A 12,027-nucleotide genomic window follows, 5' to 3' on the forward strand; every position below is an offset into this window, starting at 1 on the left:
CGTTTCAATAGCACGGTGTGTGTCAACAAGGCCGGTTGGCGTCGGCGCCGGCGGCTGCTGGGCAACCGTCAGTCCTGTTGCGAATGTGCTTCGGCGGGGAAGCGGGCGGCGATGGCCGCCCAGACATTCTTGTAATACGAATCTATGTAGTGATAGGGAGCTGGCCCCCACTGATGTTCCGTCGCGGCGTGCTGAAACGCGTCGTCGGCGCGCACTGAGACGGCGTCCGGCAGGGTCTCGCAGAGAATGTCGTAAAGCTGGTTGAGGAAGACGTTCTGATCGCGCACGGCATCGTCATCGGCGCCGCCACCGGGCGCCCAAACCGCGCGGTGGATCACGATCGGCATGGCGCCGACCGCTTGCTTCAGCTTGGTGGCCCATAGCGGGGCTCGCTCCAGGGTCTCCTTGCGTATCGCCGAGGGAGAGCGATACTTCCAGGGCGGCGGCAGCTTGCCCACCGCCACCTCGAAACCCTTGGAATTCACCAGAATGGTATCGCCATTGTTCCAGGTGGCGAGCCGTTCGTCGATCATGTCGACGATGCAGATGTCGGCCTCGACATTGCTCAGCTGCTTGAAGGCGGATTTGGCGATGTCGGTCTCGAAGTTTCGCCGCTCGAAGCCCGGCAGGTCGGCCGGATCGCCGTAGGACAGGTTGCCCGGTGATCTGGCGAGGATGGAGCGCACGGTGCCGCGGGCGAGATATTTCTTCACCTGCACGGCTTCGTTGGTCGCGATGCGGATCATATCGCGACTGACGCAGGTACCGAGAATGGCGACGCGCTTGATGCGCGTCTCTACGGGCACGGCGGTTTCCGTCAAGATGCCGTTCCCAGAATGCCGGACATGCGGTTCTGCAGCGAGGTCACGTGGCAGTTCTGTGCCACGAAATCACGCCCGGCACGTGCATAATGCATATAGAGATCCTGATCCGCCCATATTCGCCTTATGGTCTCGCCGACCTCCTGCGGCTCGCAATAAATGGCGGCGTCGTGGAAGGTCTCGCGGAACACCGGCGGCAGCACGGCTGGCACGCCACGCGCCATGGCCTCGGCGACGTTGCGGCCGAATTCCTCGATATATTGCGTGTGCGGGAAGTGCACGAGGAAGTCGAGGGAATCGATGAAGTCGAGCACGGGTATGCTGTCGAACTCCAGCACTTCCCAATTTTCCGGGATGCCGCTCAGCAGGCGTTCCGGCGTGTTGGCGCCGCCCAGCAGTCGAACCGGCACGTCGGTTCCCACCATATAGGCCGCGGAGAGCAGGGAGGTCTGCTCCGGCCACTTGGTCCAGTGGTCGCGGGCGTGGCGGCCGATGATTGGCGGCCGGCCGGAGGCATCGCGCGGCGGCGGGTCGCGCAGCGGCACGTTGATCGGCGGCAACCAGTCGGTCTCGGTCATCACCAGCCCGCTGTCCTGCTCGTCGAGATGGCGCCGCACCAGGGTCGAAATCGGCGCCCAGAGCGGCCGTACCCCGAACAGTCGCCGGAAATCCCGCTCGGCGATCAAGGGTTCATAGAAGAGGTTTTGTCCGCCCAGCACCTGATAGGGCAACTGGTTCACCAGGATCACCCCATGCTTGGTGGTGATCCGCGGGAAGCGGTCCAGCATGTGCTTCATCACCGGCGGGTGATGCAGGATCAGCAGGTCGCATTCGGCTTCCTCTTCGCAGGTGATGATGTCCACCTGCTCCAGCTGGTTGCGATCGCGATAGGCGGGGTCGATGTCCGGCAGCAGGCGCAGGTCGCCGCGCGGCCAGTGGAACAGGCCGACGCGTCGTCCCGCCGCCACCGCGGCATCGATATAGCCGAGATTGCAGCCGCGCGTGCCGCCGAGCAGCGACAGATCCGAGACCAGGATCATGTCGTATTTCGGTTCCGGCCGCATATGGTAGGGCAGCAGCAGCTGCGGCGAGGCGAAGGGCACCTTCTTGCTCGCGCGCTCGCCGGGGATGACGCCTTCGGCCTCCCACTTCCGCCGCATGTGCTCGACCTGGCGGTCATATTCGTGACGCACGCCGAAGGTGAGGCTGAGCAGGCTGGTTTCTCCCTGCTCGGTCAGCGATTCCGGACGGACGAGGAAGAACGACATCGGCGTGTTGGGCAGCGCGTCGACCAGTCGCTCGGGGCCGAATTTGTTGCGCAGGCGCGCAACCATCTCGGCGTCGGCATTGGCGCGCACGCCGTCCCACACGCCGACCTGATCGAGATCGCTGCGGCGCACCAGCAGCGAGGGATAGCTGCGATGCACGGTTTCAAGATTGCGCCGGCTCGGGCGGATGCCGAAGCGCAGGTCCGGCGTCACGCGGCACATCATGGAGAAGGTGGCCTTCACCTCCTCCGGGTCGCGTTCGAGGAACGGCTTCATCTGCGCCGCGAGCATCTCCGGATGCGACCAGTCATCACTGTCATGGACGGTGATGTACTCGCCGGTGGCGTAGCTCAGCGCATTGTTGCGGGTGATGTAGGCACCCTGGTTCTCGCTGTTGCGGAAGATGCGCACGCGGTCGTCGAGGGCGGCGAAGTGCTGCATCCGCTCCCAGGTGCCGTCGGGGCTGCAATCCTCGACGATGACCAGTTCAAGGTTGCGCCATGTCTGGGCGAGGATCGACTCCACCGCGAGGTGAAGATGTTCCTCGGCGCCATAGGCGGCCATGAGCACGCTGATCTTCGGGCCGTCTGTAATCCAGCGGTCGGTGGCGTCGCAGCGCAGGCTGTTGATATTCAGCTCTTCCTTGTCGAGGTCGACAAGGAGCGTGGCCAGCCCGTCCTGTGCGAACATCGCATTGAACGCCGCGAGGCGCTCCGCGCTCATTTCCTTCAGCCGCTCGGGATTGTTGACCCCGCGCAGATAGGCGACATTGGTGCCCATCAGCCGGTAGTCATTGTCGTCGGGCCGGCCCTTCGCCGCATCCTCGACGCGCTTGGCAGCGGTGTCGAGATCGCCGATCTGCAACAGCGCATTGATCTCGACGAGGCGGAAGGTCTTGCGGCGGGCGAACGGCTTGGAAAGCGTGCGCACTTCGCCGAGCAGTTCCGCCACCTGGCGGAAATCGCCCTTCACCGAGAACCAGCGCGACAGCTCCCAGCTGGCCCGCACCCGTGCTTCCGGGTGCGACAGGCGCGACTTGGCGATGCGCAGCAGGCTTTCCTGCGCCACTTGCGAATAGCCGCCCCACAATGCCCGCTCGAGATGCCCGATCTCGTTGTCGATCGCCTTGAGATCCTTGGAAGCGATGCTCGGGGCCGGCGGAGGAGGGGGGGCGGGCGCCGCGACGACTGCCGGAGCGGCTTCGGCGGCCGCAGGAGCGGCCTCGACAGCCGGCTTGGCTGCGGCGGGAGGAGAAAACAGCGGCAGCACCGTGGCCGTCACCGGCGCCACGACCGCCGGAGCGCCTTCCTCGCGCAGCGATCCGATGGAGGGGAGCGGAACGCCATTATACTGCGTTCCGTTCTGCAGGTCGCCTTCCTTGACGATGGTCGCCAATCCCAGGCGCACCGCGACGCGCGGCGAGCGGATCACGAAATCCAGGTGCAGTGTATCGCTGACGCCCCCCGGAATCCGGCTGGCGGCAATGTCGTCATAGGCTTCCTTGAGCACCTCCTGGTCCTCCGGCCGGAGAGCTATCTCATGGCCGATGGCGTAGGGGGTCACATCGATATTGTTGTCGACGGCAACGACGATCGAAACCAGCTTGCCGCCCTTGCCGCGCCGGACGATCTCGATCGCATCGACGATGCCGGCCTCCTCGCCATCGGCGCCGCCGATGACGAAGGCCACCGCGATCGGAAAGCGATGGTCCTTGGGATCGACGGGGATCTCCGCTTCGATACGGAGAAACCCGTCATCCTGGACACCAAGCACCCGCAGCCCGGGCACCATGATGCCGCCGCCCTCGCCGATCAGCGGTATCGAGACCGTGCTGTACGCAGCCTTGGTCGCCCCTTGCTTGAGGACGATCGACCACCCCCCCCGTACGAAAGCCCGTGCGCCGGAAACCCGCACGCCGTCAAGGGAGGATTCGGCCAGATTCGTCTTCATGCGCGACCTTCGACTGCAGCGGCATCAACCCTCACGCCGCCGCGGTTGCCTCGACGACGGCTTCGCTAAACGAGGGGGCGACGTAATAGAACACGGTATTGCTGTTGATGTCACGGAACTCACTCGGCGGAATGCGCCAGCGATCGAGGTCCGAATCCGAGAAGCGCGCCGCGAAATTGAAGCGGGGGTTGCTCTGGCGGCGCAGGGTGGCCAGCGCGCGCGGGAAGTCGGCCGCGCCGAACAGCCGGTTGCGGTCGCCGCGGCCGAACCGCTTCGAGCGCTCGGCCTCGTCGAGCATCAGCCCGCCGCCTTCGTCGGTGCGAGGCCCGCGCACGGTCACGGTGAACAGGTGAATGCCGTTCGGCTTCAGAAGGCTGTCGAGCTTCGTCACGGCGTCCATCGGCAGGCCGTTCAGAATTTCGAGCGCGTTGTTGTGCAGGATGATGTCGTACTTGTCCTCGGCCGATTCAATCAGCGTATCGAGATCGGGATACGACTGGCACTCGACGAAGTCGACGGTCGCGCTGTCGATCGTCTTGGCGGTGTAGCCCTTGCCGTAGGTTTTGCTCAGGAAACGCGCCGCCGCCCGATCCGGCAGGATATGGAGAACCTTCTTCTTCTTGCTCTCGAAATATCCAAGGCACTTCAGCGCAAGAATCTCGGCACGCTCTCTGGCCTTCGACTTGCACTTCTTGCACTCTTCCAGGGTGCGCCCCCGGAAGTCGACAAACGTATCGCCCCCGCAAATCGGACAAGAGAAATCAGTCACCTTCTTATCCCCATAATAAAATATAAAAGGCCCAAGTGAGCAATCGCAGCATAAAGCTAACCCAGCTTCGATCCCCTTGGCAAGATGGGAGAAAATGAATTGAACCCTCTCCGTAAGGTTGAACTGGAGTAATTTTTGCAACGTCCGGCGGAACGCGGGGTGCGCCTATGCCGGATCGCCGCCGCGCCCGCCTCCCATGAAAATGGTACTGGAGGAAGTCGCATATTGCGCTGCGGCATAGGTTTGCGGGCGATGGGCGCGGCTTTCTGGTTCCCGCATGTCGTCGCGTGGCGGTGGCGGATGCCCGCCGCGCGCCGGCAATCGGGTTCCGGGCGAAGCCGATAGCGCCGATTCCGCCTCGGGCTTAATCTCGCCGCCTTGGCGCGCTGATTGTTACGCCTGTCATGTGGAAACTGTTGAAATCGCTCCCGCGCCTTCTCTTCGAAGCCGCCATCGTGCTGATCGTCGTCCTCGACGAACTGGCGCGCCCTATCTATCGCCCGCTTATCGCGGCGGTGGCGCGTTGGCGCCCGATGCAACGCTTCGAGGCCTGGGTGGCCGGGCATGAGCGTTTCGCCATCCTCGTCCTGCTGGCCGTGCCGCTCGCCATCGTTGAGCCGATGAAGTTCCTGGCGCTGGTCTGGGCGGCGCGCGGCCACTACGCCTCCGGCACCCTCGCGCTCGGGCTGGCCTATCTCGCCAGCTTCATAGTGGTGGAGCGCATCTACAGCGCCGGCAAGCCGAAGCTGATGACCTTTCCCTGGTTCGCCTGGGGGGTCGGGCTGATGCTGAAGATGCGCGCCGCGGTGCTGGAGGTGTTGCGCGCAAGCGCGCTCTGGCGGGCCGGCACCCGGTTGGCGGCGCGGTTGCGCGCCGCCTTCGTGCGGTTCAGGACCCGGCCGGAGCGCTAAGGGCGGAACGCGCGCCGTCAGCACCCGCCGGGCGAGGGGATGTCACCGAAGGGATGTCACCGAGAGCACGTCACCGGGGGATGTCACCACTTGCCGGTATTGGGCAGGGAGATCCACGGCTCCTGCGGCTCCTTGGCGCCGCCCTTCTGCAGCAGCTCGATGGAGATGTTGTCGGGCGAGCGGATAAACGCCATGTAGCCGTCGCGCGGCGGGCGGTTGATGGTGACGCCGGCATCCATCAGCTTCTGGCATGTGGCGTAGATGTCATCCACCTCATAGGCGAGATGACCGAAATTGCGGCCCTCGCCATAGGCTTCCGGGTCCCAGTTATAGGTCAGCTCGACCTCGGCGACGCCGGCCTGGCCGGGGGCGGCGAGAAAGATCAGCGTGTAGCGCCCCTGCGGAACCTCCTTGCGGCGCACCTCCTCGAGGCCGAGCTTGTTGACGTAGAAGTCGAGCGAGGCATCGATATCGGTGACGCGCACCATGGTGTGCAGATATTTCATGGCTTCCTCGGCTGAAACAGCGGATGTCGGGCCCGCGGGCCGGACAATGAACAGGCGGCAGCAACATATGGTCCTCGACGACGACATCAAGTCCGGGCGGGAAGCGCTGGCCGAGATCCTCGCCGGCATGCGCTCGGGTGTCGCGTTTACCGGTGCCGGCATCTCCACCGAATGCGGCATTCCCGATTTCCGCTCGCCCGGCGGCCTGTGGACCCGCAACCGGCCGATCGATTTCGAGACCTTCCTGTCGAGCCGGCCGATGCGCGACGAAGCCTGGCGCCGGCGTTTTGCCATGGAGGAGGCGTTCGGCGGCGCCCGGCCCGGCCGCGGCCATCGGGCGCTCGCCCGCCTGGTCGGCGATGGACGTCTCGCCGCCGTGGTCACGCAGAACATAGATGGCCTGCACCAGGCCTCCGGCGTGCCGGAGGAGCGGCTGGTCGAGCTGCACGGCAATTCCACCTATGCCACCTGCCTGGCCTGCGGGCTGCGGCACGAGCTTTCCTGGGTGCGGGCGCGATTCGACGCGCTGGGCGGGAGGGCGCCGGATTGCCGGGCGTGCGACGGGCCGGTGAAGACCGCGACGATTTCCTTCGGTCAGGCGATGCCGGCCGAGGCGATGCTGCGAGCCCGCCAGTTTACACAGGCCTGCGATGTGTTTCTGGCCATCGGGTCGTCGCTCGTCGTGTATCCCGCCGCCGGATTTCCCTTGGAAGCCAAGAGGAACGGGGCGACGCTGGTGATCATCAACCGCGAGCCGACCGAGTTCGACCCGCTCGCCGATCTGGTGATCCATGCCGACATCGGCGACATCTTGGATGAAGTCCAATAGCCACAGTACGGCTTTTTGAATCGATTGGGGTGTTTTCGTGGCGGGATCGGGTGCTATGCTCACCGCTGCTGGAATCGCGGGCTGTGCTGAAGCTGGGCGGCGGGGGCGCTGCCGCAAGTGGGGTGGGTCGATGGTGTCCGACGGATCTTCGCCACGTTATGGTCTGGACGCGCGTGGCGGGCCGGCTGGCGATCTCGACGAGGGCTCCGATGCGGATGCCGCCGTCATCCAGGTCGCCGGCTCCATAAAGTGGTTCGACGTTTCCAAGGGCTACGGCTTCATCATTCCCGACCAGGGCGGCGGCGACATCCTGCTGCACGTGACCTGTCTGCGCCGTGGCGGCTTCCAGACCGCGCAGGAGGGCGCGCGCGTCGTCTGCGAGGTGGTGGCGCGTGAACGCGGCTTCCAGGCCCTGCGCGTGATATCGATGGACGAGACCACGGCGCTGCATCATTCGCAGCTGCCGCCGGCGCGCACCCATGTCGCGGTGCAGCCAACCGGCGGCTTCGAGCGGGCCACGGTGAAATGGTTCAATCGCCTGCGCGGATTCGGCTTCCTCAGCCGCGGCGAGGGCACGCCTGACATCTTCGTCCACATGGAAACGCTGCGCCGCCACGGCCTCACCGAATTGCGCCCGGGCCAGGTGGTGCTGGTGCGCTTCGGGCCGGGGCCCAAGGGGCTGATGGCCGCCGAGGTGCGGCCGGACGGCTCCTCCATGCCGTCTTCGCACTGAACTCCCAGCCCTTGAACGACGATCGGTCGCCGGTCCGGTCATATCGGCGCCATGTTGCGCTGGTGCCTTCCCGCTTCCCCGTCCGAGCAGGCGAGGCACATCCGCGGTGCCTTGCAGGCTGCCACAGCAAAACCATCACGCCATGACCGCCTCCTTCCGCCTCTCCGCCTCCTTCCGCCTCTCCGCTTCCTTCCGCCTCTCCGCCCTGCCGGTTGCTGTGCTGGCGCTCGGTATCCTCTTTCTTGCCCTGGCGCCGCAGGCCGTGCATGCGGCCAGCTTCGAGAAGGCGACCATCGTCACCCGCTCGGGGCCGGTCACGTTCGACGTCGAGATCGCTGTGAATGCCGAGGAGCGTGCCAAGGGGCTGATGTACCGCACCGAGCTTGCCCCCAATGCCGGCATGCTGTTCGATTTCGCGGTGTCGCAGCCGGTTTATATGTGGATGAAGAACACCTATATCCCGCTGGATATGCTGTTCATCCGCGCCGATGGACGTATCGCCCGCATCGCCGCCGACACCACGCCGCTCTCCACCCAGACCATCGAATCCGGCGAGCCGGTGCGTGGCGTGCTCGAACTGCCGGCCGGTACCGCGAAGGCACGCGGCATTGCGGTTGGCGATCGCGTCCAGCACCGCTTCTTCACCGCGAAATAGCGTGCCCGCCGATTTCGTCGAATCGCCATCCTGCTCGGGCGGCGCCGCCTGCGGCCTGCGGCGGCGCATTCCGGACGGCATCGGCGAAACATAGCAGCTGGGTTTGTCGGGAGTTTTGGTTCATGCCCTTGCCATTGCCGGCGTCTCTGTGCCATTTCATGTCCCCGACGGCGGCAGTGTCGCTGTCGGATTTCGTTGGAGCACAACGGGTTTCGGTCGGCGGGGTATAGCGCAGCCCGGTAGCGCGGAAGTTTTGGGTACTTCAGGTCGCAGGTTCGAATCCTGCTGCCCCGACCAGACCGGACACGCGCCGCGCTTCGTCGCCTTCGCCGCTGGAGAAAGCCGGGTCACGGGCCTCGGGTCCGCGGGGATTTGGGAGCGCAGGTCGATGGTTGCACGCATCTATAAGCCGAGCCGCAACGCGATGCAGTCGGGCACGGCGAAGACCAAGCTGTGGGTGCTGGACTATGAGCCCGAGCAGCCCCGCCAGGTGGAGCCGCTGATGGGCTACACCAGCTCCGGCGATATGAAGAGCCAGCTGCGGCTGCGCTTCGACAGCAAGGAAGAGGCGGTCGCCTATGCCGAGCGGCACGGCATCGCCTTCCAGCTGCAGGAGCCGAAGGAGCCGACCCGCCGCCGCATCGCCTATTCCGACAATTTCAGCTTCCGCCGCGTCGGTCAGTGGACGCATTGAAGCCCGCCCCGGCCGCGCCGCCGGCGCGGAGCGGTTGATCCGCGCCTTGTGCGTCGCCAGCGATCTGTGGCCCCGTAGCTCAGCTGGATAGAGCAGCCGCCTTCTAAGCGGCAGGTCCCTGGTTCGAGCCCAGGCGGGGTCGCCATTCAACCCGGTGATGATTCCATCACGTGTCACGTCGGGTGGGGGGTATGTGGGAACATATCGCCCTCGGGTCGGCGTGCCGGAATTCTTCGGCGACACTCGCAAGATCACACGCGATTCCCGGCGCTGTGCCGGAGTGCCGCCGCCAGTGGCCAACTGTCGGTTTGGGCGACCGGAAAAACACGTTTGATTGGGCCTATTGACCGAAATGTCACCGGCAGATGCTCCGGCTTGCCGGGACTGTCTCGTCGCCGCGGCGCCTATCATCGGGCCGCATGACGCCGGCCCCACGGGCCGTGCGCCGCAGATTTGACGGGAGAAGACCATGCTCGACCATTCCGGCCCGACCGACAATCAATTCCACGCTTGGGACCGGGATTACTTCTTCCACCCTTCGACCCATATGGCGCAGCATGCGCGCGGCGAGACGCCGAACCGCATCGTCACCGGCGGCGAGGGGGTCTACATCGTCGATCGCGACGGGCGCCGCAGCCTCGATGCCTTCGGCGGACTTTATTGCGTAAATGTTGGCTATGGCCGGAAATCCATCGCCGATGCCATCGCCGACCAGGCGCACAAGCTCGCCTATTATCATGCCTATGCCGGCCACGGCTCCGAGCCCTCGATCGAACTGGCCAAGATGGTCATCGATCGCGCGCCGAAGGGCATGAGCCGGGTGTTCTTCGGCCTATCGGGTTCGGATGCCAACGAGACCAACATCAAGCTGATCTGGTATGTCAACAACGTGCTCGGCCGGCCGGAAAAGAAGAAGATCATCTCGCGCTGGCGCGGCTATCACGGATCCGGCCTGATGACCGGCAGCCTCACCGGCCTTGCCGGCTTTCACAACCAGTTCGACCTGCCGCTCGGGCCGATCCTGCACACCGAGGCGCCGTATTATTTCCGCCGCGCCGACCGCAGCCTCACCGAGGAGCAATTCTCCGACTTCTGCGCCGCCCGGCTGGAGGAGATGATTCTGGCCGAGGGGCCGGACACCATCGCCGCTTTTGTCGGCGAGCCGTTGCTCGGCACCGGCGGCATCGTGCCGCCTCCCGCCGGCTACTGGCCGAAAATCCAGGCGGTGCTGAAGAAATACGATATCCTGCTGGTCGTCGACGAGGTCATCACCGGCTTCGGCCGGCTCGGCACCATGTTCGGCTCGGATTTCTACGGGCTGGAGCCGGACCTCATCACCATCGCCAAGGGCCTCACCTCGGCCTATGCGCCGCTGTCCGGCGTCATCGTGTCGGAGAAGGTCTGGAAGATCCTCGTCGAGGGTTCGGACAAGTTCGGCCCCATCGGCCATGGCTGGACCTATTCCTCGCACCCCCTCTGCGCCGCCGCCGGCGTCGCCAACCTGCAGCTGATCGACGAGCTCGACCTGCTCGCCAATGTTCGCGAGGTCGGTCCTTATCTGCGCGGCGCGCTGGCCGAGGCGCTGGCCGATCATCCCCTGGTCGGCGAGGTGCGCGGCGAAGGCCTGCTTGCCGCCGTCGAACTGGTGAAGGACAAGGCCGACCGGGTGTTCTTCGATCCGCCGAACAGGGTGAGCGCGCGTGTCGCTGGCGCCATGCTGGAGCGCGGCGTGATCGCCCGCGCCATGCCGCAGGGCGATATCATCGGCTTCGCCCCGCCGCTGTGCCTCACTCGCGCGGAAGCCGACATCGTCGTCGAGGCGACAAGGCGGGCGGTCGAGGCCGTCGCGTCCGGCCTTTGAGTGGTTCTCCCGACTTTTGCCAGTGCATGCCACGTCCTAAACGCATAGACGGAGCGGGCTCCCTTGCGACCCGCCACCTCCTTGGAGAAGCCTCATGAAGATCGGCGCCCTGTTCCCGCAATTCGAGATCGGTACCGATCCGAAGACCATCAAGGACTTCGCCGTCACCGCCGAGGAGCTCGGCTACACCCATCTCACCGCCTTCGACCAGATCATCGGCCTCAACAAGGCCAGCCGGCCGGGCTGGACCTATGTGCACGACGCCGAGGACATGTTCCACGAGCTGTTCGTGCTGTTCGGCTATCTGGCGGCGGTCACCAGCAAGATCGATTTCGTCACCGGGGTGCTGGTGCTGCCGATGCGCGGCACCGCCTTGGTCGCCAAGCAGGCGGCAGAGGTCGACCTTCTGTCCGGCGGCCGGCTGCGCCTCGGCGTCGGCGTCGGGGTGAAGCCGGAGGAATTCGAGGCCTGCGGTGAGGAATTCGGCAATCGCGGCAAGCGGATGGACGAGCAGATTGATGTTCTGCGCAAGCTCTGGTGCGCGGATCTGATCACCTATGAGGGTAAGTATCACCGCATCGAGGATGGCGGCATCAACCCGCTGCCGGTGCAGCGGCCGATCCCGATCTGGATCGGCGGTGTCTCGGACGCCGCCATCCGTCGTGTCGCCCGGCTTGGCGATGGCTGGCTGCCGAACTTCCAGACCGACGACACCGGCCGGCGCGGCATTGAGGAGATGAAGGCGCAGGCCCGCGCCTTCGGCCGCGACCCGGACGCCATCGGCATCGAAGGGACCATGACCATCATCGACCGCAGCCCGGCGGAGCTGAAGGAGGAGGTGGAGGCCTGGCGCGCCATCGGTGCTACCCACATCACCGTCAACACCATGCCCGAGCGCTGGGTCGAGGAAGAGAAGCGCTGGAACAAGGCGGCCATCGGCCGCCTGTCCGACCCGCAGGCGCATGTCGAGGCGATCCGGCACTTCCGCGCCGCGCTGCCGCATCTGTTCTGAGCGGCGGAAGGGGGAAGG

11 protein-coding genes and 2 tRNA genes are annotated in these 12,027 nt (G+C 65.4%); 9 read left to right on the plus strand and 4 right to left on the minus strand.

All coding sequences use genetic code 11. From position 1 onward, the window contains the following. Nucleotides 1-68: 68 nt before the first annotated feature. Genes J2X65_RS01525 through J2X65_RS01535 form a run of 3 tightly spaced genes read right to left on the minus strand, consistent with a single transcriptional unit; the run spans nucleotide 69 to nucleotide 4,808 of the window. Nucleotides 69-821 carry a DUF6270 domain-containing protein gene (locus J2X65_RS01525; protein WP_310196983.1) on the minus strand — a complete coding sequence of 251 codons (753 nt, stop codon included), beginning with the start codon at nucleotides 819-821 and terminating at the stop codon, nucleotides 69-71. Next, nucleotides 818-4,039, minus strand: a complete 3,222-nt coding sequence (locus tag J2X65_RS01530; protein WP_310196986.1) for a glycosyltransferase — start codon at nucleotides 4,037-4,039, stop codon at nucleotides 818-820. The genes J2X65_RS01525 and J2X65_RS01530 overlap by 4 nt, the downstream gene beginning before the upstream one ends. Nucleotides 4,040-4,070: 31 nt before the next feature. Next, a complete protein-coding gene (locus J2X65_RS01535) occupies nucleotides 4,071-4,808 on the minus strand; it encodes a hypothetical protein (RefSeq protein WP_310196989.1) in 738 nt (245 codons plus the stop codon). A 416-nt stretch (nucleotides 4,809-5,224) separates the two neighbouring features. Between J2X65_RS01535 and J2X65_RS01540 the strand changes: the two genes are divergently transcribed. Beyond that, the gene (locus tag J2X65_RS01540; protein WP_310196991.1) at nucleotides 5,225-5,719 is read left to right on the plus strand and encodes a hypothetical protein; all 495 of its coding nucleotides are present in this window, start codon (nucleotides 5,225-5,227) and stop codon (nucleotides 5,717-5,719) included. Nucleotides 5,720-5,802: 83 nt separating this feature from the next. On the opposite strand, the gene J2X65_RS01545 is transcribed toward J2X65_RS01540, so the two are convergent. Next, nucleotides 5,803-6,225: a VOC family protein gene (locus J2X65_RS01545; RefSeq protein ID WP_310196994.1), complete on the minus strand. Its 423-nt coding sequence runs from the start codon at nucleotides 6,223-6,225 to the stop codon at nucleotides 5,803-5,805. 67 nt (nucleotides 6,226-6,292) lie between these two features. Between J2X65_RS01545 and J2X65_RS01550 the strand changes: the two genes are divergently transcribed. The 8 genes from J2X65_RS01550 (at nucleotide 6,293) to J2X65_RS01585 (ending at nucleotide 12,009) form a co-directional block, all read left to right on the plus strand. Next, the gene (locus tag J2X65_RS01550) at nucleotides 6,293-7,054 is read left to right on the plus strand and encodes a Sir2 family NAD-dependent protein deacetylase (RefSeq protein ID WP_310196997.1); all 762 of its coding nucleotides are present in this window, start codon (nucleotides 6,293-6,295) and stop codon (nucleotides 7,052-7,054) included. Between the two features lie 130 nt (nucleotides 7,055-7,184). Next, on the plus strand, nucleotides 7,185-7,787 hold the full coding sequence (locus tag J2X65_RS01555; protein WP_310197000.1) for a cold-shock protein: 603 nt from the start codon (nucleotides 7,185-7,187) through the stop codon (nucleotides 7,785-7,787). A 142-nt stretch (nucleotides 7,788-7,929) separates the two neighbouring features. Next, nucleotides 7,930-8,442: a DUF192 domain-containing protein gene (locus tag J2X65_RS01560; protein WP_310197005.1), complete on the plus strand. Its 513-nt coding sequence runs from the start codon at nucleotides 7,930-7,932 to the stop codon at nucleotides 8,440-8,442. 220 nt (nucleotides 8,443-8,662) lie between these two features. Continuing rightward, a tRNA-Pro gene (locus J2X65_RS01565) sits at nucleotides 8,663-8,739 on the plus strand. Between the two features lie 91 nt (nucleotides 8,740-8,830). Next, nucleotides 8,831-9,136, plus strand: a complete 306-nt coding sequence (locus J2X65_RS01570) for an ETC complex I subunit (protein WP_310197007.1) — start codon at nucleotides 8,831-8,833, stop codon at nucleotides 9,134-9,136. A 68-nt stretch (nucleotides 9,137-9,204) separates the two neighbouring features. Next, nucleotides 9,205-9,281 (plus strand) — tRNA-Arg (locus J2X65_RS01575). A gap of 324 nt (nucleotides 9,282-9,605) precedes the next feature. Then, on the plus strand, nucleotides 9,606-10,997 hold the full coding sequence (locus tag J2X65_RS01580) for an aspartate aminotransferase family protein (protein ID WP_310197010.1): 1,392 nt from the start codon (nucleotides 9,606-9,608) through the stop codon (nucleotides 10,995-10,997). A 94-nt stretch (nucleotides 10,998-11,091) separates the two neighbouring features. Next, complete coding sequence (locus tag J2X65_RS01585) at nucleotides 11,092-12,009, plus strand: LLM class F420-dependent oxidoreductase (protein WP_310197012.1); 918 nt, start codon at nucleotides 11,092-11,094, stop codon at nucleotides 12,007-12,009. Nucleotides 12,010-12,027: the final 18 nt, after the last annotated feature.

Source organism: Ancylobacter sp. 3268 (assembly GCF_031456575.1).
Taxonomy (GTDB): Bacteria; Pseudomonadota; Alphaproteobacteria; order Rhizobiales; family Xanthobacteraceae; genus Ancylobacter.

Excerpts from the sequence above, each read along its gene's own strand:
- J2X65_RS01530 (WP_310196986.1), bottom strand. The coding sequence starts at position 4,039 with ATGAAGACGAATCTGGCCGAATCCTCCCTTGACGGCGTGCGGGTTTCC.
- J2X65_RS01545 (WP_310196994.1), bottom strand. The coding sequence starts at position 6,225 with ATGAAATATCTGCACACCATGGTGCGCGTCACCGATATCGATGCCTCG.
- J2X65_RS01550 (WP_310196997.1), top strand. The coding sequence starts at position 6,293 with ATGGTCCTCGACGACGACATCAAGTCCGGGCGGGAAGCGCTGGCCGAG.
- J2X65_RS01555 (WP_310197000.1), top strand. The coding sequence starts at position 7,185 with ATGGTGTCCGACGGATCTTCGCCACGTTATGGTCTGGACGCGCGTGGC.
- J2X65_RS01560 (WP_310197005.1), top strand. The coding sequence starts at position 7,930 with ATGACCGCCTCCTTCCGCCTCTCCGCCTCCTTCCGCCTCTCCGCTTCC.
- J2X65_RS01570 (WP_310197007.1), top strand. The coding sequence starts at position 8,831 with ATGGTTGCACGCATCTATAAGCCGAGCCGCAACGCGATGCAGTCGGGC.
- J2X65_RS01580 (WP_310197010.1), top strand. The coding sequence starts at position 9,606 with ATGCTCGACCATTCCGGCCCGACCGACAATCAATTCCACGCTTGGGAC.
- J2X65_RS01585 (WP_310197012.1), top strand. The coding sequence starts at position 11,092 with ATGAAGATCGGCGCCCTGTTCCCGCAATTCGAGATCGGTACCGATCCG.